Below are 21,621 nucleotides of genomic sequence, written 5' to 3' on the forward strand. Positions count from 1 at the left end.
CGTCAGGTCAGTCGGCGAGGACGGTCAGGCCGGGGAGCTCCTTGCCCTCCAGCAGCTCCAGGCTCGCGCCGCCACCGGTCGAGATGTGGCTGAACCCGGCCTCGTCGAAGCCCAGCACCCGCACCGCGGCCGCGGAGTCGCCGCCGCCCACGATGGAGAACCCGCCGGCCGCCGTCGCGTCGACGATGCCCTGCGCCACGGCCTTGGTGCCGTCGGCGAACGCCTCGAACTCGAACACGCCCATGGGGCCGTTCCAGGCGATGGTCTTCGCGTCCGCCAGCTTGCCGGCGAACAGCTTGCCGGACTCGGGGCCGATGTCCAGGCCCATGGTGCCGTCCGGGATCGCGTCGGCCGCGACCACCTGGTGCGGCGCGTCCGCGGCGAACGAGTCCGCCGCGACGATGTCCACCGGCAGCACGATCTCGACGCCGTTGGCCTCGGCCGTGGCCAGGTAGCCCTTGACGGTCTCGATCTGGTCGGCCTCCAGCAGGCTGTTGCCCACCGACTGGCCCTTGGCCGCGAGGAACGTGAAGACCATGCCGCCGCCGATGAGCAGGCGGTCCGCCTTGGTCAGCAGGTTCGCGATGACGCCCAGCTTGTCCGACACCTTGGAGCCGCCGAGCACCACCGCGTAGGGGCGCTCCGGGTCGCCGGTCGCCTTGGACAGCGACTCGACCTCGTTCAGCACCAGGTCGCCGGCCGCGGCGGGCAGCACCTGCGCGATGTCGTACACGGAGGCCTGCTTGCGGTGCACCACGCCGAAACCGTCGGAGACGAACGCGTCCGCGAGCTGCGCGAGCTCACCGGCGAGCTCGGCGCGCTCCGCGTCGACCTTGGAGGTCTCGCGCGCGTCGAACCGCACGTTCTCCAGGAGGGCGACCTGGCCGTCGGCCAGGGCCTCGACCGTGGCCTTCGCCGAGGGACCCACGAGGTCCTGCGCGAGGGCGACGTCCTGGCCGAGCAGCTCGCCCAGGCGGGCGGCGACGGGCGCCAGGGAGTACTGCGGGTCCGGCGTGCCCTTGGGGCGCCCCAGGTGGGCCAGGACGACGACGCGCGCACCGGCGTCGGTCAGCCGCGTCAGGGTGGGGAGGGCGGCGCGGATGCGGCCGTCGTCGGTGATCTTCGTACCGTCCAGCGGCACGTTGAAGTCGGAGCGGACCAGGACGCGCTTGCCGCGCAGGTCGCCGAGGGAGTCGATGGTCTTCATGAGCACTCCAGGTCGGGGACCGGCCGCCAGGAGGCCGGTCGGGGTTTCCGTCACATGACGACGTCCGCGTGCGCCGGCTGGCCGATGCGCACGCGGACGTCGGAGTTCACGCTGGTGAGAAAGCGGTCAGAGCTTCTCGCCGACGAACACGGTGAGCGAGACGAGGCTGTTCGAGTAGCCCCACTCGTTGTCGTACCAGGAGACGACCTTGACCTGGTTGCCGATCACCTTGGTGAGCTTCGAGTCGTAGATGCTCTGGTGCGGGTTGGTCACGATGTCCGAGGAGACGATCTCGTCGTCCACGTACTCCAGGATGCCCTTGAGCGGGCCCTCGGCGGCGGCCTTGACCGCGGCGTTGACCTCCTCGACGGTGACGTCGCGGGGCGCCTCGAACGTGAGGTCCGTGGCCGAGCCGGTGATGACCGGCACGCGCAGGGCGTAGCCGTCCAGCTTGCCCTTGAGCTCCGGCAGCACCAGGGCGACGGCCTTGGCGGCACCCGTGGTGGTCGGCACGATGTTCTGCGCGGCGGCGCGGGCGCGACGGAGGTCGCTGTGCGGGCCGTCCTGCAGGTTCTGGTCACCCGTGTAGGCGTGGATCGTGGTCATGAGGCCACGCTCGATGCCGATCGAGTCGTTCAGGGCCTTCGCCAGCGGGGCGAGGCAGTTCGTGGTGCACGACGCGTTCGAGATGATGTGGTGCGCCGCGGCGTCGTACTGCTCGTGGTTGACGCCCATGACGAACGTCGCGTCCTCGTTCTTGGCCGGGGCCGAGATGATGACCTTCTTGGCGCCGGCGTCGATGTGCGCCTTCGCCTTGGTGGCGTCCGTGAAGAAGCCCGTGGACTCGATGACGATGTCCGCACCCAGCTCGCCCCAGGGGAGGGCCGCGGGGTCGCGCTCGGCGAGCGCACGGATCTTCTTGCCGTCCACGATGATGTTGTCGTCGTCGAAGTCGACCGACTTGCCGAAGCGGCCCAGCGTCGTGTCGTACTTGAGCAGGTGCGCGAGCGTCTTGTTGTCGGTGAGGTCGTTGACGCCCACGACCTCGATGTCCGCACCCGACTCCACGAGAGCCCGGTAGAAGTTCCTGCCGATACGGCCGAAGCCGTTGATGCCGACGCGGATGGTCACAATGCCCTCCTCAGGGGCGCCGGCCGTCCCGGCGCACACGTTTCCTTGGATCTGACGCCACTGCCGTCGATGCCCGACAGTCAGTGCGTTGCCAGGGTGTTTCCGGGCGCCGCGACCCCGCGACGACCCGAAGGGGAAACGCGATGGTCACGGCGTCGTCACCTGACGATTTCGAGCCTATACCCGAACCGTGCCGAACCGTGACCCGAGCCGGACAGCCTGGAACTCCCGGTTCTGTCCTTTCCCACAAAAACGGATCACAGATCGAGCAGGTCCGCCGACAGCCCCGCCTCGGTGTCCGGGATGCCCAGCTCCAGGGCGCGCTTGTCCGCCGTCGACAGCAGCCGGCGGATCCGGCCCGCCACCGCGTCCTTGGACAGCTGCGGCTCGGCCAGCCGGCCCAGCTCCTCCAGCGACGCCTGCTTGTGCGCCAGGCGCAGCTCACCCGCCTGCCGCAGGTGCTCCGGCAGCTCGTCACCCAGGATCTCGAACGCCCGCTGCACGCGCGCCCCCGCGGCCACCGCCGCTCGCGCGGACCGGCGCAGGTTCGCGTCGTCGAAGTTGGCCAGCCGGTTCGCCGTGCCGCGCACCTCGCGGCGCTCGCGGCGCTCCTCCCAGACCTTGAGCGTCTCGGGCGCGCCGATCCGCTCCAGCATGCGGCCGATGGAGTCGCCGTCGCGGATCACGACGCGGTCGATGCCGCGCACCTCGCGGGACTTGGCCGCCACGCCCAGGCGGCGGGCCGCGCCGACGAGCGCGAGCGCGGCCTCCGGCCCGGGACTGGTCACCTCGAGCGCCATGGACCGGCCGGGCTCGGTCAGGGATCCGTGCGCCAGGAACGCGCCGCGCCACACGGCCTCGGCCTCCGGGACACCGGCGGACACGACCTCGGGTGCCAGGCCACGCACGGGGCGGCCGCGGGCATCGAGCAGGCCGGTCTGGCGGGCGAGCGACTCGCCCTCGCGCACCACGCGCACCACGAACCGCGAGCTCTTCCGCAGGCCGCCGGCCTGCACCACGATGAGCTCGCTCGTGTGCCCGTACAGGTCGTGGATGGCATGCCGCAGCCGGGTCGCCGCCGACTCCGTGTCGAGCTCGGCCTCGATCACGACCCGACCGGAGATGATGTGGAGGCCGCCCGAGAACCGCAGCGTCGCGGAGACCTCTGCCTTACGGCACGACGTCTTCGCCACCCGCACCCGCGCGAGCTCCTCCTTGACCTGTCCCGTGAGCGCCATGGCGTCATCCTGCCATGGTCATGTGCACGGTAACCCGGTGGAATCGCGGAAACTCGGGCGAATTGTCCCGGCGTGTCGCCTCATCGGTAGATCCGCTTTCCACGAGATGCCCTCATCGCGGCGCCTTCTCCCCGGCGGTGACCGCGAACGGCAGGTGGTTGCCCGCGAGCGGCGCGGCACCCGTGCCGAAGTCCGTGAAGGCGTGCGGCAGGTTCACCGCCCGGTTCAGGTCCAGGCGCAGCGTGCCCGACGGCGCCGGGGCCGGCTCGTCCTGCGCCGTCCCGTCGGTCGTCGTGACGTCGGTCGTCGAGACCTGGAGCGCCCGCCAGGGCGCCACGCCGTCGGCCTCGTCGCTGAACAGCACGGTGGGCGACGTGAGGGTGCCGGTCAGCGCGAGCGTGGCCGACCGGCCGCCGTGCACGACGTCGACCTCGCCGAGCACCTCGACGTGGTGCACCAGGCCGGGCCGGGCCGCACCGACCGTGACAGGCTCGGGCTCGTCGTACCAGCGCACGGGCACGTCGAGCACCCAGGCGGGGTCGTAGTCGAACGCGGGGACGCCCGCGAAGGCAGTGCGCGTGGCGGCCTGCGGGTCGCGCAGCCGCACGCCGTAGCGGCCCGTGCGCACGATCACCTCGACGGCGACCTTCGCGTCGTCCGGCCCGGCGGAGCCGTCCCGGCCCTCGGGCAGGAAGGTGCCCACGACGCGGCCGCGGCCCTCGCCGACGCCGACCACGGTCGGACCGTCGGGCTCGATGTCCTCGCCCACCAGCACCGTCGTGTCCCCCGGGACCGGCTGGGTGCGCAGCACACCGTCGGCGACCCACCACTCGCCGGGCACCCCGGGCAGGCGCGACGGCGTCGCGGTGGGCCACAGCAGCGCCGTCGGGCTCAGCCAGCCGTGCGGCTCGCGCAGCTCACGCTCCCGGTCCGCACGCCAGGCGGCGTGCTCACGAACGGCCTCCTCGGCGACGTTCGTGCCGGACGTGGCGGCCTGCAGAGCCTCGGTCATGTCATGTCCTCCCGGTCGGGGTGCCGGCGTGCGCCGGCGAGGGCCCCCACCGCACATGACGAACTGGAGGCCGCACTGGTTGTCCCGCACCGCGGGTGAAGTCGCGGCACGCGATAACCAACCGGTCGAATCGACATTCGATCGGTCGGAGATCGCCGCGCACGAAATTACGTCGCTCCTCCAGGAGTGTCAACGAAGCACACCGCGCACGGCACCCGCCGGCGCGGCCGGCGCCGTGATGCCCCGGGCGTCCAGGAGCGGGCGCACCCCCTCGGCGAACCAGTACGCCTCCTCCAGGTGCGGGTAGCCGGACAGCACGAACTCGTCGAAGCCGGCGTCGTGGTACTCCGCCACCAGGTCGGCGACCTCCTCGTGGCTGCCCACGAGCGCGGTCCCCGCGCCGCCGCGTACCAGCCCGACGCCGGCCCACAGCCCCGGGTGGATCTCCAGGTCCCGGGCGTCGCCCGTGGCGGCGAGCCGGCCGCCGTCGTGCAGCGCGGCCATCCGCCGCTGCCCCACGGAGCCCGAGGTGGTCAGGACGCGCTGGGCGTCGGCGACCTGCTCCGGGGCCAGCTCGTCGAGCCAGCGCTGCGCGACCGCCCACGCGTCGGCCGACCGGTCCCGCGTCAGCACGTGCAGCCGCACGCCGAACCGCAGGGTGCGTCCGCGCGCGGCGGCCAGCTCGCGGACCCGCTCGATCTTGCGGCGCGCCTGGTCCGGCGGCTCGCCCCAGGTCAGGTAGACGTCCGCGTGCTCGGCGGCGACCGGGAGCGCGGCGTCGGACGAGCCGCCGAACCAGATCTCCGGCGTCGGGTCGGGCGGCGCGAGGCTCCGCGCGCCCTCGATGCGGTAGTGCCGCCCGGTGTGGTCGAACGACGCCGGGCCGCCGGGCGACCCCACGGACCAGACGCCGCGCAGCACGCTCAGGAACTCGGCCGTGCGGGCGTACCGCTCGTCGTGGTCGAGCCAGTCGCCGAACCGCCGCATCTCGACCTCGTCGCCGCCCGTGACGACGTTGAGGAGCACCCGCCCGCCCGCGAAGCGCTGCAGGGTGGCCGCCATCTGCGCGGCGAGCGTGGGCGAGACGAGCCCGGGCCGCAGCGCGACCAGGAACCGCAGCCGCTCCGTCTGCTGCGCCAGGGCGGCCGTGGTGAGCCACGCGTCCTCGCACCAGGTTCCGGTCGGGGTGAGCACGGCGTCGTACCCGAGGCGGTCCGCGGCCCGCGCGACCTCGCCGAGGTACTCCACGGTGGGCGACCGCAGGCCGGTGACGCCCGTGCCGCCGTGCGACTCCTTGGCGTGCGCGCTGCCGACGATGCCGCGGGCGTCGCCGTTGGTGGGCAGGAACCAGTGCACGCCGGCCGGGCGGCGCTCCGCCGTCACGCCACGGCCTCCGCCGGCTCGCCGGCCGTGAAGCCCGCCGCCCGCCGCTCGTCGCGCGGGCCCCACAGGTCGGTGGTCACCTCCGCCCGGACCAGCGGCACCACCTCGGCCGCGAACCGCCGCAGCACGTCCTCCTGGCGCGCCGGCTCGAGCAGGTGGTTCACCGACACCGCCTGCAGCACGTGCCCGAACGAGCCGTGGTAGTCCAGGATCTTCTCGGCCACCCGCTCGGGCGAGCCCACGAGGGCCGGCCCGCGCTCCACGGCGTCCTCCAGCGTGCGGAAGCTGGTCACCTTGCCGACGGCGCCCGGCGCGTGCTTGCGCGCGTCCTGCTGGCGCACCTGGCCCTCGTAGATGGGCCGGTACTGCTCGACGGCCTCCTCGGTGGTGTCGGCCAGGAACAGGCCGCCCGAGCCGGCACCCACGAACCCGTACGCCGGGTCGTGCCCCGCGGCGGCATACCGCTCGCGGTACCGGTCGATGAGCACCGCGTAGTTCTCGCGGGGCTGCAGCGCGTTCGCGCTGACGATCGGGTCGCCGTGCTCGGCCGCCAGGTCGACGGCGAACTGCGACGTCGCCGAGCCGTGCCAGATGCGGAACGGCCCCGCGAACGGGCGCGGCAGCGTGGTCGCGTGCTCCAGCCGGTGGCGGTGCCGGCCCTCCCACGTGACGTCCTCGGTGGACAGCAGCAGCCGCAGCAGCTCGTAGTTCTCCCGCAGGTACTCGTACTGCTTGGTGATGTCCAGGCCGAGCAGCGGGTACTGGAGGTCCTCGTTGCCCTTGCCGATGACGATCTCCAGCCGGCCGCGGCTGAGCTGGTCGACCGTCGAGAGGTCCTCGGCGAGCCGGATCGGGTCGTGCAGGGACAGCACCGTGACGCCGGTGGACAGCAGGATGCGGGAGGTGCGGGCGGCGATGGCGCCGAGCAGCACCGTCGGTGCCGACGACAGCACCGGGCCCGCGTGTCGCTCCCCCACGGCGAAGGAGTCGAAGCCGAGCTCCTCGGCGAGCACCGCCGTGTCCACGATCCGGTTCAGCCGGTCGGCGGGCGGCACCTCCCGGCCCGTGACGGGGTGCGGCGGGTTGAACGCGATGTCCAGGACCTGGAAGCGCATCAGGCGGCCACCTCCTGCGCCGCCGCCCGGTCGCGCTCGGCCACGCCCTCCTTGACCAGCGGGATGACGTATCGGCCGAAGTCGATCGCGTCGTCCAGCAGGTCGTAGCCGCGGGCCGAGATGACCCGCACGCCCAGGTCGTAGTACGCCAGCAGCGCCTGCGCGACCTGCTCCGGCGTGCCGACCAGCGCGTTGGAGTTCCCGGCGCCGCCCGTGGCCTTCGCGGTGGCGGTCCACAGCGCGGTGTCGAACCGCTCACCCTGGGCGGCGATCTCCAGCAGGCGCTGGGAGCCCGCGTTCTCCGGCTTGTCGATCGGGTGCCGGCGGCTCAGCACGCCGCCCTGAGCCGCCTTGCGCGCCTCGATCCGGCCCAGGATGCCGTGCGCCTTCTCCCAGGCCAGCTCCTCGGTCGGCGCGATGATCGGCCGGAACGCCGCGTGGATGCGCGGCGGCGTCGCCCGGCCCGCCGCGGCGGCCTCGGCGTGCACGCGGGCGATCTGCTCCGCGGTGCGGTCCAGCGGCTCGCCCCAGACGGCGTAGATGTCGGCCTCGGCGGCACCCACCGGGTAGGCCGCCTCGGACGATCCGCCGAACGAGATGGTGGGCACGTGGCCGTCGACCGGCTTGGCGTCCAGCACGAAGTCGTCAAGGTCGTAGAACTCGCCGTGGTGGTCGAACGGCTCCGCGCTGGTCCAGGCCCGCCTCACGATCTGGATGTACTCGCGGGTGCGGGCGTACCGCTGGTCCTTGGTGAGGGTGTCGCCCTCCCGGCCCTGCTCGTGGTCGTTGCCGCCCGAGATGAAGTGCACCGACAGCCGCCCGCCCGAGAGCTGGTCCAGGGTCGCGAACGTCTTGGCCGCGTACGTCGGGTAGGAGACGTTGGGCCGGTGCGCCAGCAGCAGCTCGATCCCCGGCACGTGCGCGGCGACGTGCGCGGCGAGCGCCGCCGGCTCGGGCCCGGAGGAGCCGTAGGCGAACAGGATGCGGGTCCACCCGTTGTCCGCGTGGGCGCGCGCGATGCGGACCAGGTACTCGGGGTCAAAGGGCTTGGTGGTGCGTGCGGTGGTCTCGGAGGCGTCGCTGGTCGCGGCGATGCCGAGGAACTCGACGGGCATGGGGTTCTCCTTGGTTCGGTACGGGTACGTCGTCAGACCCCGCTGGCCACCCGTCCGGTGTCCGGGGCGGAGGCCCGGTCGGCGCCGCCCCAGGCGTGGGCCAGCAGCTCGAAGGAGCGGCGCGTCTCGGCGGGGTCGTGGGTCGCGGTGGTCACGAGCAGCTCGTCGGCGCCCGTGACGCGCACGAGCGTCTCGAGGCGTTCGACGACGGTCTCCGGGTCGCCCACGATCCGCGTGTCGACCCGGTCGGCCACCAGCGCGCGCTCGGAGTCGGGCCGGTCGGTCCAGGCGGTGGCGGCCGACGGCGACGGGTAGGCGATGGCGCCGCGCTCGCCGCGCCGGATGGACAGCACCCAGTCGGCGAACGGCTCGGCGAGCACGCGGGCGCGTTCCAGGGTCTGCGCCACGAGCACGTCGGCCGAGACGATGACGTACGGCTCCTCCAGCACGCCGGGCCGGAACGCCTCCCGGTAGGCGGCGACGGTGTCGAGCACCGTGGCGGGGCTGACGTGGAAGTTGGCCGCCAGCGGCAGGCCGAGCTCGCCCGCCACCCGGGCGCTCTCGCCCCCGCTGGACGCGAGGAGCCAGAGGTCGAACTGCGCCCCCTCGACGGGCGGGCTCGTGTAGGCGCCGCCGTTCCGGTCCCGGTAGGTGCCGCGCCGCACGTCGAGCACGAGCTCGACCTCCTCGCGGAAGTCGGCGGGCTGGCGCTGCACGCCGATCACCTCCTGCTGGGCGAGGATCCGCTCGCGCAGCGCGGGGTCGTTGAACCCGTTCGGCGGCGCGGGCGGCACGTAGAGCCCGTCCACGAGCCGCGGTACGTCCCCGGCTCCGGCCGCTGCCCGTCCGCCGTCGAACGTAGATCTGATCGGGTTCTCGGCCGCCTTGGCGCGACTGTTCCTACGTTCGTCGCCCCCGGTCGCGGCGGCGGCCGACGGCGGCACCGTGAACGAACGGCCCAGCCCCAGGTCGACCCGCCCGGGGTGGAGGGCCGCGATGGTGCCGAACTGCTCGGCGGCGATCAGGGGCGACGTCGTGGACAGCAGCACCGCCCCGGAGCCGACGCGGATGCGTGAGGTGCGTGCCGCGACGGCGGCCGCGAGGACCGCCGGCGACGCCGAGGCGACGCCGGGCGCGAGGTGGTGCTCGGCGTACCAGACCCGGTGGTAGCCCAGGGCGTCGAGGTCGGTCGCGAGCGCCACGGCCCGCTGGATCGCCTCGACGCCGGTCGAACCGTCGGCGACGAGGGCGAGGTCGAGGACGGACAGGGGCACCCGGGTGGTGCGGTCGGTGGTCGGTTCGGTCATGCGGCTCACTCCTCGGTCTTGGGCAGGCCGGGCGGGTTGGTCTCGGAGCGGTCCACGGCCTCGACCTCGAGGCCCCAGCGCTCCAGCACCTGCTGGTAGGACCCGTCCTCGATGGCGTGGTTGAGGGCAGCGGTGACCGCCTCGGCGGCGCCGGCGCCCTTCTTGGTGGCGACCGCGATCTGCGCCGTGTCGGGCCAGCCGCCGTTCAGGGTGCCGACCACCTTGAAGTCCTCCGGGGAGACCGCGGCCTGGTAGGCGAGCACGGCGTTGGGCCCCACGTAGGCCTCGACGCGGCCCGACTGGAGGGCGAGCAGCACGTCGGAGAGCTGCTCGTAGTACTCGGGTCCCTGGATGGGCTCCAGGCCGTCGGCCTGGTTGAGGCGGTCCCACTCGAGCAGGATCTTCTCCTGGTTGGTCCCGGAGCCGACGCCGACGACCTTGCCCGCGATGTCCTCGCGCTTCTCGATCGTCAGGTCGGAGTCGGCGGCCGTGAGCCAGCCGAGCTCGTCGACGCGGTAGCTGGAGAAGTCGATGGTCTCCTTGCGCTCCTCGGTCACGGTGATGTTGGAGATGACGGCGTCGACGTCGCCCGACTGGAGGGCGAGCGGCCAGTCGGCCCAGGCCTTCACCTCGAGCTTCACGTCCTTGCCGAGGGCGTCGGCGACGAGCTGCGCGATGTCGGTCTCGTGGCCGATCGGCGTCTTGTCGTCGTCGGCGAGGAAGACCAGGGGCGGGGAGCCGCTGGCGCTCACGGCGACGGTGATCTCGTCCTTGTCGGCCCACTCGTCCGGCAGCAGCGCGACGGCCTCGGCGGACTCGGTGGTGCGGACGCGGTCCTGGTCGGGGCTGGTGCTGACCTGCAGGCCGGCCGACTCGGGGGCGTTCTCGGCGAGGCCGGCGGCGTCGTCCGCCTCGGGCCGTTCGGTGCTGGCGGCCGAGCAGGCGGCCGTCAGGGCGAGCAGCGGTACGGCGGCCAGGGCGAGCAGACGGGTGCGGACGGCTCGTCGGGAGACGGTCACGGTAGTTCCTCTCGGGGCAGTTTCCGGGGCGGGCTCCCGGGCTGGGGTGGGGGTCGGGAACGGGGTCTGGGACGGAACGGGGGTCGGGTGCCTGCGGGTCACAGGACCTTCTCCAGGAAGGCTCTGGTCCGGTCGCTGGCGGGGTTGTCGAGCACGGCGTCGGGCGGTCCCTGCTCGACCACGACGCCCTCGTCCATGAAGACGACGGTGTCCGCGATCTCGCGGGCGAAGCCCACCTCGTGGGTGACGACGACGAGCGTGGTGCCGGTGCCGGCGAGCTCCTTGATCACGCCGAGCACCTCGCCGACGAGCTCGGGGTCGAGCGCGGAGGTGGGCTCGTCGAAGAGCACGACCGCGGGCCGCAGGGCCAGGGCGCGGGCGATGGCCACCCGCTGCTGCTGACCACCGGAGAGCTGCCGGGGCCGGGCGTCGGCCCGGTCGGCCAGCCCGACCCGGGCCAGCAGCTCGCGCGCCTCCGCCTCTGCCTCGGCGCGCGGCCGGCCCTGCGCGTAGATCGGCGCCTCGACGACGTTCTCCAGCACGGTGAGGTGCGGGAACAGGTTGAAGTTCTGGAACACGAACCCGATCCGGGTGCGCCGGCGCAGGATCTCGCGCTCGGTGAGCTCCCGGAGGGTGTTGCCGTGCCGGGCGTACCCGATGAGCTCGCCGTCCAGGGAGACGAAACCGCGGTCCACCTTCTCCAGGTGGTTGATGGCGCGCAGCAGGGTCGACTTGCCCGACCCGGACGGCCCGATGACGGCGGCAACCTCACCCGGCCGGACGGTCAGGTCCACGCCGCGCAGGGCCTCCAGCAGGCCGAACGACTTGTGCACACCCCGGATCTCCAGCAGTCCGCCGGTCATGCGGCACCTCCTCGCGGAGCGACCCAGCGCCCCACCCGGACGCGCGCAGCGAAGGCGGGCGGGACGCCGTCGGGCACGGGGGCGCCGGTGAGGCGCGACCAGCCGACCTGGATCTCCCACCGCACGCGCTGGACGGGCGTGGGCGGCAGGGTGCGCAGGGCGCCCTTGGCGTAGTGCCGCTCCACGTAGTACTGGACCACCGTGATGAGCGTGGTCAGCGCGAGGTACCAGATGGCGGCGACGATGAGCAGCGGCACCACCCGGCCGTTGCGGCCGTAGATGACGCTCACGATGTAGAACAGCTCGCCGTACGCCAGCACGTACACGATCGAGGTGCCCTTGAGCAGGCCGATCACCTCGTTCACCGCGGTGGGCACGATGGACCGCATCGCCTGCGGCAGGATGATCCGCCGCACCTGGCGGTGGCGCGGGATGCCCAGCGACGCCGCGGCCTCGTGCTGGCCCTGGTCGACGCCGAGGATGCCCGCCCGCACGATCTCCGCGCTGTACGCCGCCTGCGACAGCCCGAGGCCCAGGATCGCGGCCCAGAACTTGTCGATCAGGTCGAGCGTGTCGAAGAACAGGAACTCCGGCCCGAACGGGATGCCGAGGCTCAGCACCGGGTAGAGGTAGGCGAGGTTGTACCAGAGCAGGAGCTGCAGCAGCAGCGGCACCGACCGGAACACCCACGTGTAGGCCCACGAGACGGCCTGCAGCAGCGGCGATCGCGACAGCCGCATCAGGGCCAGCACCGTGCCGAGCGCGAAGCCCACGACGGACGCCGTCGCCGTGAGCCGCACCGTGGCCCACGCCCCCTCCAGGATCGAGGGCCACGTGAGGTAGCGGGCCACGACGTCCCACTCCCAGCGGTCGTTGGTGACCAGGGAGGAGACGACCATGGCCAGCAGCACGCCCACCACGGCGGTCGCGATCCAGCGGCCCGGGTGCCGGGCCGCGACCACGCGCAGGTCCTCGTCGGCGGGCCCTGCCTGCGCCGGACCGTCCCCGCCCGGCGGCAGGCCGGGTGGCGGGTACAGGAGGCGGGACTCGCCCTCGGCCAGGTCGGCGCTCATGTCGTCAGCCACTTCTCGAAGGGGAGCGGGCCGAACGGCTGCTCGACCGCGGGGTCGGCGGGCTCGCCGGCGGCGGCCGCGGTGAGCGGCGTGTAGCCCGTGGCGCGGTAGAGCCCGGCCGCCTCCGGCTGACGCGGGCCCGTGGTCAGGTAGAGCCGCGGGTAGCCCAGGTCGCGGGCCCGCGTCTCGAGCTCGGACAGCACCCGCCGGGCCAGACCGCGGCGCCGGTGCGCGTCGTGGGTCCAGATGCGCTTGAGCTCGGCCGTGGGGACGGCCGGGACGCCGTCCGCGTCCCGGGCGTCGGCGCGCGCCAGGCGCGCGGTCTCCCCCAGCTCGGGCTCCAGCCGACGGCGGAACGCGCCGCCCGCCACCGGCTCGCCGTGCTCCAGGAGCAGCACCAGGGCGCCCACCGGCGGGGCGAACTCGTCGGCCGCGTAGTGCGTCATCTCGGCCTGGTGCTGCTCCTCGGTCAGCAGGTCGTGGTACCGGGTGCGGTACTCGACCGACAGGCCCGCCAGCAGCGGCTCGACCAGCGGGTCGGACAGGCGCACGTCGCGGACCTCCAACCCGCTCGGTGCGTCCGGGGCGGTGGACGACGGGTGCGGCCCCGCGGAGAGGGCGGTCATCGTGGTGCCTTCTCGCCCGCGGTGACGGCGAACGGCAGGTGGTTGCCCGCCAGCGGGGCGGGGCACGTGCCGAACCGCGTGAACGCGTACGGCAGGTTCACCGCCCGGTTCAGGTCCAGGCGCAGCGTGCCGGAGGCTGGCCCGTCGGCGTCGTCCGCCGTCGTCCCCGGGACCGGGACCCGCAGGACCCGCCACGGCGCGACCTCGTCGGACTCGTCGGTGAACAGGAGGGCCGGCTCGGTGCTGCTGCCGGTCAGCGCCAGGGTGGTGACCGTCCCGGCGTGGGCGACGTCCACCTCGCCGAACACCTCGACGTGGTGCACCAGGCGGGGCTGCGCCGCGCCCACGGTCACCGCGTCGGGCTCGTCGTACCAGCGCACGGGCACGTCCAGCACCCAGGCCGGGTCGTGGTCGAACGCGGGAACGCCGTCGAACTCCGCGCGGGTGGCCGCCTCCGGGTCTCGCGGCCGCACCCCGTACCGGCCGGTGCGCAGCACCACCTCGACCGCCACCTCGTGCTCGGCGCCGGCCGCGCGGCCCTCGGGCAGGAACGTGCCCAGGATCTGGCTGCGGCCCTCGCCCACGACGATCGACGTCGGCCCGTCGGGCTCGACGTGCTCCCCCACCAGACTGGCCGTGTCGCCGGACGCCGGACGGGTGAACAGCGTCCGGTCGTCGACCCACCACTCGCCGGGCAGCCCCGGCAGGCGCGACGGCGTGGCCGTGGGCCACAGCAGCGCCGCCGGAGTCAGCCAGCCGTGGGGCTTGCGCAGCTCGCGCTCGCGGGCGGCCCGCCACGCGGCGTGCTCGCGCGCGGCGGCGTCGGCGTCGGGCGGGCTCAGTACCTCGGTCATGTCAGGTCCTTCCGGTCGGGGTGCTGCGCAGCGGTGCGGGCACCGGGGATCGCCGCGATCAGCTCCGCGGTGTACGGGTGGGCGGGGTGGTCGAACACGCGGCCGACGGGTCCGGTCTCCACGAGCCGGCCGTCGCTCATGACGCCGACGTGGTCGGCGACCTGCCGCACCACCCCCAGGTCGTGCGAGATGAACAGGTAGGTGAGGCCACGCTCCGCGCGCAGCCGGGCCAGCAGCTCCAGCACCCGGGCCTGCACGGAGACGTCGAGCGCGGAGGTCGGCTCGTCCAGCACGAGCAGCTCCGGGTCGAGCGCCAGCGCCCGCGCGATGGCCACCCGCTGGCGCTGCCCGCCCGACAGCTCGGCCGGCCGCCGTCGGGCCAGGTCCGGCGAGAGGTGCACCTGCTGCAGGAGCTGCGCCACCCGCTCGCGCCGCTCGGCGCGGTCGCCCACGCGGTGCGCGCGCAGCGGCTCCTCCACCACGGCGGCGACCGTGAAGCGCGGGTCGAGGGACGAGTACGGGTCCTGGTGCACGAGCTGGGTACGACGGCGGGTCGCCCGGTCGGCGCCGACGGGCGCGCCGTCCAGCTCGACCGCGCCGGCGTCGGGCCGCTCCAGGCCGAGCACCAGGCGCGCCGTGGTCGACTTGCCCGACCCCGACTCCCCCACCAGGGCGAACGCGGAGCCCCGCGGGACGGCGAACGACACGTCGTCGACGGCGCGCAGCCGCTCGCGGCGGTCCAGGCGGAACTCCTTGACGAGCCCGCGGACCTCCAGGAGGGCGGGTGTGGCCCCAGGGCCCGGGTCGGTGCCTGGGTCGGTCCTGGCCACGGCGGTGCCGGTGGCGGTTCCTGCGACGGCGCCCGCCCCGCTCGGGGCTGTGTCGTCGGGCGCCCCGGGCTCCGGACCGGCGTCCGGCGCCGACGCGCTTGGCACATTATTTCTGCCGGGCACCGCCGCGACGAGCTCCCGCGTGTACGGGTGCTCGGGCGCGCCCAGCACCCGGGCGGCCGGCCCCTCCTCGACCACCACGCCGTCCTTGAGCACGACCACCCGGTCGGCCCGGTCGGCGGCCACGGCGAGGTCGTGCGTGATGAGCAGCACCGCCGTTCCAGCGCGGCCGGTGAGGTCCGCGAGCAGGTCGAGCACCCGCCGCTGCACCGTCACGTCCAGGGCCGACGTCGGCTCGTCCGCGATGACCAGCTCCGGCTCGCACGCCATGGCGATGCCGACGAGCACCCGCTGCCGCATGCCGCCGGAGAGCTGGTGCGGGTACTGCCGGGCCCGCTCCCGCGGCCGGTCCAGCCCCACCTCGGCCAGGATCTCGACGGCCCGCTCCCGGGCGGCCCGCCGCGGCGTGCCGTGCACCACGAGCGCCTCGGCGACCTGCTCCCCCACCCGCACCACGGGGTCGAGCGCGGTGCCCGGGTCCTGCGGCACGAACCCCACGCGCACGCCGCGCACGCGCCGCCACGCGTCGGGGAGCAGGCCGGTCAGCGGCGTGGGCCCCTCGCCGAGCGTCACCTCGCCCGCGGTGACGCGGCCGCCGTCGGGCAGCAGGCCGATCAGGGCGTGCGCCGTGGTGGACTTGCCGCTCCCGGACTCGCCGACCAGCGCGACCACCTCGCCGGGCCGCACGTCCAGGTCCACGCCGTGCACCACCTCGCGGTCGCCGTAGGCGACACGCAGGCCCCGCACGCGCAGCGGGCCGCCCGACGGCGCGGGGTCGACCGGGCCCGTGGTGGTCGCGCCCGTGCCGGGCCGCGTCGTCAGCGTCATCGGTCCGTCCTCGTCTCGCGGGTGAGCGCCCGGCCGAGCACGCCGACGGCGAGCACGAACAGGGCGATGACCAGGCCCGGCAGCGTCGAGTACCACCAGGCGACGGCCAGGTAGTCGCGCCCCTCGGCCACCAGGGAGCCCCACTCGGGCGTGGGCGGCGTGGCGCCGTACCCGAGGAAGCTCAGGGCGGAGACCGCCAGGATCACCGCGCCGAGCTCGACGGCCGCGAGCGCCAGCACGGGGCCGGCGGCGTTGGGCAGCACGTGCCGCAGCAGGACGGCGCCCCGGCCCGCCCCGGCGAGCCGGGCGGCCTCCACGTAGGTGGCGTGCCGTACCCGCAGCACCTGGCTGCGCATGACGCGGGCGAACGTGGCCACGGAGGCGACGCCCACGGCGATGGCCACCTTGACGGTGCCGAAGCCGAGCGCGGTCACGACGGCGAGCGACAGCAGCAGGCCGGGGATGGCGAGGAGCACGTCGGTGGCGCGCATGAGCGCGTCGTCGACGGGGCCGCCGAGGAAGCCGGCGAGCAGCCCGACGCCGGACCCGGCCACGAGGGCGACGCCGATCGCGAGCAGCGCGGCGCGTACCGACAGGCTCGTGCCGTGCACGGTGCGCGAGAACAGGTCGCGGCCGAGGTGGTCGGTGCCGAACCAGTGGGCGGCGCCGGGGGCCTGGAGCTTGTCCGCCGGGACGCCGGTGATCGGGTCCTGCCCCGTGAACAGACCGGGGACGAGCGCCCAGGCCAGGACGAGCACCACGATCACGAGCGCCACCAGCGCGGCGGGCCTCGTGCGCAGCAGGGCGAGCCCGCGGGTCATCGTGCGCCTCCCCCGGTGCGGCCGTGGGCGCCGGCGAGCACCCGCGGGTCGAGCAGGGGGTGCACGAGATCGACCAGGAGGCTGGTGAGCACGAACACCGCTGCGGCGACGACCACGAGCCCCTGGACCACGGGGATGTCCTGCGTGGTCACGGCGTTCTCGACGAGCCGGCCGAAGCCCTGGCGGGAGAACACCGTCTCGACCACGACCGTGCCGCCGAGCAGGTTGCCCACGAGCACGCCGAGCACGGTGACGGTCGGCAGGGACCCGTTGCGCACCACGTGCGCGCCGAGCACCCGGGCCCGGCCGGAGCCCTTGGCGAACGCGGTCTCGACGTAGGGCGCGCGCCAGGCCTCGCGCAGGCCCTGGGAGAGCACCTGCGCGACGACGGCGGCGAGCCCGATCGCGAGCGTGACCGTGGGCAGCACCAGGGAGGCGAACCCCTCGTTGCCGACCGCCGGGAAGACGAACCAGGTGAACGAGAACAGGTGGAGCAGCACGAGCCCGACCCAGAACCCGGGCACCGCGACACCGAGCGGCGGCAGGGCGAGCAGCAGGTCGCGCAGCCACGCGGCCCGGGTCCAGGACGCGAGCAGCGCGATCCCCACCCCGGCGACCAGGGCGAGCGCGAGCGCGAGGCCGGCGAGCTTCGCCGTCTCGGGGAACGCGTCCGCGATGAGGCCGGAGACGGGGGCGCCGCTGCTGATGGACGTGCCGAGGTCGCCCGTCAGCGTCCGGCCGAGCAGCGTGACGTACTGCTGGAGCGGGCCCTGGTCGAACCCGTAGCGCTCGCGCAGCTCGGCGACGCGCTCCGGGTCGACGCGCTCGCCCCCGGCGCCCTGGTCGAGCATGATCGCGACCGGGTCGCTGGGCAGCAGGTACAGGATCAGGTAGGAGACGGTGAACGCCGCCCACAGGACCGCGACGGCGCCGGCGAGGCGGCGCAGCACGTAGGCGAGCATCACTCCTGCTCGATCCAGGCGTCGTGGAACAGCAGCCGGGAGGAGGCGTCGAAGGTGACGCCGTGCACGTCACCACGCACCCCGATCGACTGGGACAGCTCGAACAGCGGGACGGCGAGGCCCTGGTCGAGGATCGCCTCCTGCGCCTCGGCGGCGATCGCGTCGCGGGCGGCCGGGTCGGCCTCGCCGAGCTGCTCGTCGAGCAGCGGGTCCACGACGTCGTCGGGCTCGCGCAGGCTGAGGTTGCGCTGCGCGGTGGAGAACTGGGTGCGCAGGATGTCGGCGTCGGCCCGGGTGACGTTGTAGTAGTAGAAGTCGTAGTCGCCGGAGTCCTGGGCGACGGTCTGCTCGGGGGCGGTGAGCTGGCGGAGCGTGAGGTCCACTCCGACGGCGCGCAGCTGCTGGGCCACCAGCTCCAGCACCGGCCCGCTGCCGGTGAACACCGGGGTGTAGGTCACCTCGATCTCCAGCGGCTCACCGTCCTTCTCGCGGATGCCGTCCGGGCCGAGGGTCCACCCGGCGTCGTCGAGGATGCGGCCGGCCTCCTCGGGGTCGAACGCGAGCCGGTCGGACAGGTCGGCGTAACCGGGTGTGGTGGACGCGAGGATGCCCGTGGCCGGCTCGAACGCGTCCGACAGCACGGTGTCGACCAGCTCCTGGCGGTCGATCGCCAGGAGGAGGGCGCGGCGCACCTCGACGTCGTCCAGGGGCGCGCGGGTCAGGTTGGGTTGCAGCACGAACGGCACGCCCGGGTTGGCGCGGGTCAGCACCGCGCCGCCCGAGCCCTCGATCTGCGGCACGTCCTGCGGCAGCACGTCGCCGACGGCGTCGAACTGGTCGGACGCGAGCCCGCCGGCCCGCACCCCGGACTCCGGGACCACGGAGAACTCGACGCGCTCCAGGTAGGCGTCGCCGTCGTGCTCGGCCGACGCGGGTGCCCAGTCGTAGCCCTCGCGGCGCGTGATCACGGCGCCCTGGTCCTGCGTGTAGCTGTCCAGGACGAACGGCCCCGAGCCGACGACGTCGCCCTGCAGCCGCTCGGCCGGGTCCACGTCCGCCGTCTCCGCGGCCAGGATCGCGAGCGACACCGTCGAGGTGGCCTGCAGGAACTGCGCGTTCGGCTCGTCGAAGACGACGGTCGCGGTGCTCTCGTCGGGCACCTCGGTCTGCTCGTAGCCCGCGAGGTAGCTCGCCGCGAGCGGGGCGCTCGCCCCGAGGTCGCCAGCGATGGCGTCGAAGCTGGCCTTGACGTCGGCGGAGTCCAGCGCGCTGCCGTCGGAGAAGGTCACGCCGTCGCGCAGGTGGAACGTGAACCGGGTCAGGTCGTCGCTGACGTCCCAGCTCTCGGCGAGCCACGGCTGGATCTCGCCGGTGGTCGGGTCCTGGTCGGTCAGCGAGTCCGCGAGCTGCCGCGCCACGTAGATGCTGACGTTCGAGCCGACCTGCTGCGGGTCCACGCCCTGCGGCGCGGCCCCGAGCGCGAACCGGAGCGTGCCGCCCGGCGTCGGCTCGGCGGACGCGCTGCCCGAGGCGGTGTCGGGTCCGGCGCAGCCGGTCAGGGCGAGCGCGGCGGCCAGGACCGTGGCGACGGCCGGGGCGGCGACTGCTGTGGACGGCGTGCGGCGGGGGTGGTTCGGGACCATGGGGTTGTCCTCTCGGGGCACGGCGAGGCGGACCTGCGCGAGGGTGCACGAAGGTCCGTCACCGGAGGTGACGCGGGGGGCGAGGTGTGAGGGCGGGGTCGCGGCGCCGGGGTGCGGCATGCCGGCCCGGGCGGGTACGACGAGGAAGGGGTACGAGGAAGGGGTACGAGGAACGCGTACGACGAGGAACAGCCGCGAGGGGCCGTTCAGCGGGGGCGCCGCGAGGCGTTCCCCGGGGGCTGCGAGGTGTCGGGGGCCGTCAGCAGCCGGCGGGACAACACTCCTGGGCACGACACATGGGGCGGGCGTGCGCGAACTGCACCGTGCCGTACATCGCTCGTGCCATGTCGGTCTCCCTCCGATTCGAATTCCCTATCGGACTGATAGGGATTCGGTATGCGGGGAAGTTACGGCCGCCCACGGGGCATGTCAACGGTGTCCACGAAGGGTCTCGCATCGCGGACGGAGCCGGCTCGCCGTCCTGCCCCACCGACGTCCGGCCCCGCGTCGAACCGCAGGTCAGACGTCGCCGTAGACGCCCTCGAACACGTCCCGGTACGCGGCGGCCAGGCGCAGCCCGTCGTGCCGGGCGGTGTCGTCGCCGCGGCGCACCTGGCGCATGATCACGCGCGCGCCCATCGACGCGGCCGCGGCCTCCAGCGCCGCGACGTCCTCGACCGCGGACGGGTCGGCCAGCACGGCGTCGATCCGCAGGCCGGGCGCGTGCTTGTGCAGGGCCTCCAGGTGGTCGACGGCGGTCAGACCCGCCGTCTCGCCGTTCTCGGCGGAGAGGTTGAGCGTGACGCAGCGGCGCGCCTTGGTGACGTGCAGGGCGTCCGCGAGGGCGGGCACCAGCAGGTGGACCAGCACCGACGAGTACCAGGACCCGGGGCCGAGGACCACCCAGTCGGCGTCGAGCACCGCCTGGACGGCCTCCGGGGACGCCGGCGGGTCGGCGGGCAGGAGGCGCAGCTGCTCGATCCGGCCCTCGGTCACGGCGACCTTGCTCTGCCCGATCACGGTCTCCAGCGGCGCCTCCGGCTCGCCGGGCACCGCGGTGTGCCGCACGTCGGCCTCGACCACCAGCGGCACCGACGCCATCGGCAGCACGCGCCCGCGCGCGCCGAGCAGGCGGCCCACCCAGTCCAGCCCCTCGACCGGGTCCCCGAGCAGCTCCCACAGCGCCACGATGAGCAGGTTGCCCATGGCGTGGTTGTCCAGCTCGCCCGACGACGAGAACCGGTGCTGCAGCATCGCGCTCCAGGTCCGGCCCCACTCGGAGTCGTCGCACAGGGCTGCGAGCGCCATCCGCAGGTCACCGGGAGGCAGCACGTCCAGCTCCTCGCGCAGCCGGCCGGACGAGCCGCCGTCGTCGGCCACCGTCACGACGGCCGTGAGGCGGTCCGACATGAGCCGCAGCGCGGACAGGCTGGCGGACAGGCCGTGGCCGCCGCCGAGGGCGACGACCGACGGGTTCTTGCTCCACTCCGGGGCGGGGACGTCGGGCACCCCCGGCGCGTGCGGGATCATTCGCGGCCCAGGTCACGCGCCGAGACGGAGACGAGCTGCCCGCGGGCGCGCAGGCGCTCGGCGATGGCGTCGGACATGGCGACGGACCGGTGCTTTCCGCCCGTGCATCCCACGGCGATGGTCACGTAACGCTTCTCCTCGTTGAGGTAGCCGGCGAGCACCGGTGCCAGGGCCTCGACGTAGCGGTCCGCGAACTCGACGGCGCCCGGGCGGGCGAGGACGTAGTCGCGTACCGGCTGGTCACGCCCCGTCAGGTGCCGCAGCTCGGTGATCCAGTACGGGTTGGCCAGGAACCGTACGTCCACCACGTGGTCCGCGTCCAGAGGGATGCCGTACTTGAACCCGAACGAGATCACGTTGATGCGCAGCTGCTCGGTCGCGTCGTGCGCGAGCCAGGCGCGGATCTCCCGGGCGAGGTCGTGCACGGACAGGTCGGAGGTGTCGATCCGCAGGTCGGCGCGCTCGGCGAGGGTCGCGACCACGGAGCGCTCCTCGGCGATGCCGTCCAGGATCCGGCCGTCGCCCTGCAGCGGGTGCGGGCGGCGCACCTGCTCGAAGCGGCGCACCAGCACCTCGTCGCTCGCGTCCAGGAACAGGATCCGGTAGGCCACCCCGGCCTCCGTCATGTGCACGAGCACCTTGTCCAGCTCCGAGAAGAACTGGCGGCCGCGCACGTCCACGACCACGGCGACGCGCTCGATGCTGGACCCCTTGGCCATGAGGTCGACCAGGGGCACCAGCATCATGGGCGGCAGGTTGTCGACCACGTACCAGTCGAGGTCCTCCAGCACCGCGGCGGCCCGGGACCGGCCGGCGCCGGACATCCCGGTGATCACCAGGACCTGCGGGTCGCTGCGCTCGGGGGTGTGCGTGGCGGCCTCGACCGCGGCGATTCCCTCGGGGGCCGTGGTGGGGGACGGCTCGGTGTTGCTCATGGCACCTAG

General features: G+C 74.0%; 19 protein-coding genes. All 19 read right to left on the bottom strand.

Features of this window, described 5'->3' with window-relative positions; genetic code table 11:
• Positions 1 to 7: 7 nt before the first annotated feature.
• Positions 8 to 1,207: a phosphoglycerate kinase gene (locus tag QRN56_RS08040; RefSeq protein WP_285102293.1), complete on the bottom strand. Its 1,200-nt coding sequence runs from the start codon at positions 1,205 to 1,207 to the stop codon at positions 8 to 10.
• A 126-nt stretch (positions 1,208 to 1,333) separates the two neighbouring features.
• The gene (gene gap / locus QRN56_RS08045; protein WP_285102295.1) at positions 1,334 to 2,338 is read right to left on the bottom strand and encodes a type I glyceraldehyde-3-phosphate dehydrogenase; all 1,005 of its coding nucleotides are present in this window, start codon (positions 2,336 to 2,338) and stop codon (positions 1,334 to 1,336) included.
• 257 nt (positions 2,339 to 2,595) lie between these two features.
• The gene (gene whiA / locus QRN56_RS08050; RefSeq protein ID WP_285102297.1) at positions 2,596 to 3,576 is read right to left on the bottom strand and encodes a DNA-binding protein WhiA; all 981 of its coding nucleotides are present in this window, start codon (positions 3,574 to 3,576) and stop codon (positions 2,596 to 2,598) included.
• 112 nt (positions 3,577 to 3,688) lie between these two features.
• On the bottom strand, positions 3,689 to 4,588 hold the full coding sequence (locus QRN56_RS08055; protein ID WP_285102299.1) for a DUF1684 domain-containing protein: 900 nt from the start codon (positions 4,586 to 4,588) through the stop codon (positions 3,689 to 3,691).
• 189 nt (positions 4,589 to 4,777) lie between these two features.
• Positions 4,778 to 5,971 (bottom strand): LLM class flavin-dependent oxidoreductase, encoded by a 1,194-nt coding sequence (locus tag QRN56_RS08060; RefSeq protein WP_285102301.1) that lies wholly within the window; start codon positions 5,969 to 5,971, stop codon positions 4,778 to 4,780.
• Entirely contained in the window at positions 5,968 to 7,086 is a 1,119-nt protein-coding gene (locus QRN56_RS08065; protein WP_285102302.1) for an LLM class flavin-dependent oxidoreductase, read from the bottom strand. Before QRN56_RS08065 ends, QRN56_RS08060 begins: the two co-directional genes overlap by 4 nt.
• Positions 7,086 to 8,201 (bottom strand): LLM class flavin-dependent oxidoreductase, encoded by a 1,116-nt coding sequence (locus tag QRN56_RS08070; RefSeq protein ID WP_285102303.1) that lies wholly within the window; start codon positions 8,199 to 8,201, stop codon positions 7,086 to 7,088. Before QRN56_RS08070 ends, QRN56_RS08065 begins: the two co-directional genes overlap by 1 nt.
• A gap of 32 nt (positions 8,202 to 8,233) precedes the next feature.
• Positions 8,234 to 9,508 carry an LLM class flavin-dependent oxidoreductase gene (locus QRN56_RS08075; protein ID WP_285102304.1) on the bottom strand — a complete coding sequence of 425 codons (1,275 nt, stop codon included), beginning with the start codon at positions 9,506 to 9,508 and terminating at the stop codon, positions 8,234 to 8,236.
• A gap of 5 nt (positions 9,509 to 9,513) precedes the next feature.
• The gene (locus QRN56_RS08080) at positions 9,514 to 10,527 is read right to left on the bottom strand and encodes an ABC transporter substrate-binding protein (protein ID WP_285102305.1); all 1,014 of its coding nucleotides are present in this window, start codon (positions 10,525 to 10,527) and stop codon (positions 9,514 to 9,516) included.
• A gap of 98 nt (positions 10,528 to 10,625) precedes the next feature.
• Complete coding sequence (locus QRN56_RS08085; protein WP_285102306.1) at positions 10,626 to 11,390, bottom strand: amino acid ABC transporter ATP-binding protein; 765 nt, start codon at positions 11,388 to 11,390, stop codon at positions 10,626 to 10,628.
• Entirely contained in the window at positions 11,387 to 12,463 is a 1,077-nt protein-coding gene (locus QRN56_RS08090; protein ID WP_285102307.1) for an amino acid ABC transporter permease, read from the bottom strand. Before QRN56_RS08090 ends, QRN56_RS08085 begins: the two co-directional genes overlap by 4 nt.
• Entirely contained in the window at positions 12,460 to 13,089 is a 630-nt protein-coding gene (locus QRN56_RS08095) for a GNAT family N-acetyltransferase (RefSeq protein ID WP_285102308.1), read from the bottom strand. The genes QRN56_RS08090 and QRN56_RS08095 overlap by 4 nt, the downstream gene beginning before the upstream one ends.
• Positions 13,086 to 13,943, bottom strand: coding sequence for a DUF1684 domain-containing protein (locus QRN56_RS08100; protein ID WP_285102309.1), 858 nt, complete (start codon positions 13,941 to 13,943; stop codon positions 13,086 to 13,088). Before QRN56_RS08100 ends, QRN56_RS08095 begins: the two co-directional genes overlap by 4 nt.
• The gene (locus QRN56_RS08105) at positions 13,940 to 15,721 is read right to left on the bottom strand and encodes a dipeptide ABC transporter ATP-binding protein (protein WP_285102310.1); all 1,782 of its coding nucleotides are present in this window, start codon (positions 15,719 to 15,721) and stop codon (positions 13,940 to 13,942) included. The genes QRN56_RS08100 and QRN56_RS08105 overlap by 4 nt, the downstream gene beginning before the upstream one ends.
• A complete protein-coding gene (locus QRN56_RS08110; RefSeq protein WP_285102311.1) occupies positions 15,718 to 16,542 on the bottom strand; it encodes an ABC transporter permease in 825 nt (274 codons plus the stop codon). Before QRN56_RS08110 ends, QRN56_RS08105 begins: the two co-directional genes overlap by 4 nt.
• Entirely contained in the window at positions 16,539 to 17,504 is a 966-nt protein-coding gene (locus QRN56_RS08115) for an ABC transporter permease (protein ID WP_285102312.1), read from the bottom strand. Before QRN56_RS08115 ends, QRN56_RS08110 begins: the two co-directional genes overlap by 4 nt.
• Positions 17,504 to 19,147: an ABC transporter substrate-binding protein gene (locus tag QRN56_RS08120; RefSeq protein ID WP_285102313.1), complete on the bottom strand. Its 1,644-nt coding sequence runs from the start codon at positions 19,145 to 19,147 to the stop codon at positions 17,504 to 17,506. The genes QRN56_RS08115 and QRN56_RS08120 overlap by 1 nt, the downstream gene beginning before the upstream one ends.
• 519 nt (positions 19,148 to 19,666) lie before the next feature.
• Positions 19,667 to 20,677 carry a gluconeogenesis factor YvcK family protein gene (locus tag QRN56_RS08125; RefSeq protein ID WP_502928766.1) on the bottom strand — a complete coding sequence of 337 codons (1,011 nt, stop codon included), beginning with the start codon at positions 20,675 to 20,677 and terminating at the stop codon, positions 19,667 to 19,669.
• Positions 20,674 to 21,612 (bottom strand): RNase adapter RapZ, encoded by a 939-nt coding sequence (rapZ, locus tag QRN56_RS08130; RefSeq protein ID WP_285102315.1) that lies wholly within the window; start codon positions 21,610 to 21,612, stop codon positions 20,674 to 20,676. The genes QRN56_RS08125 and rapZ overlap by 4 nt, the downstream gene beginning before the upstream one ends.
• Positions 21,613 to 21,621 lie beyond the last annotated feature (9 nt).

It is taken from the genome of Promicromonospora sp. MEB111, from assembly GCF_030209445.1.
GTDB lineage: Bacteria > Actinomycetota > Actinomycetes > Actinomycetales > Cellulomonadaceae > Promicromonospora.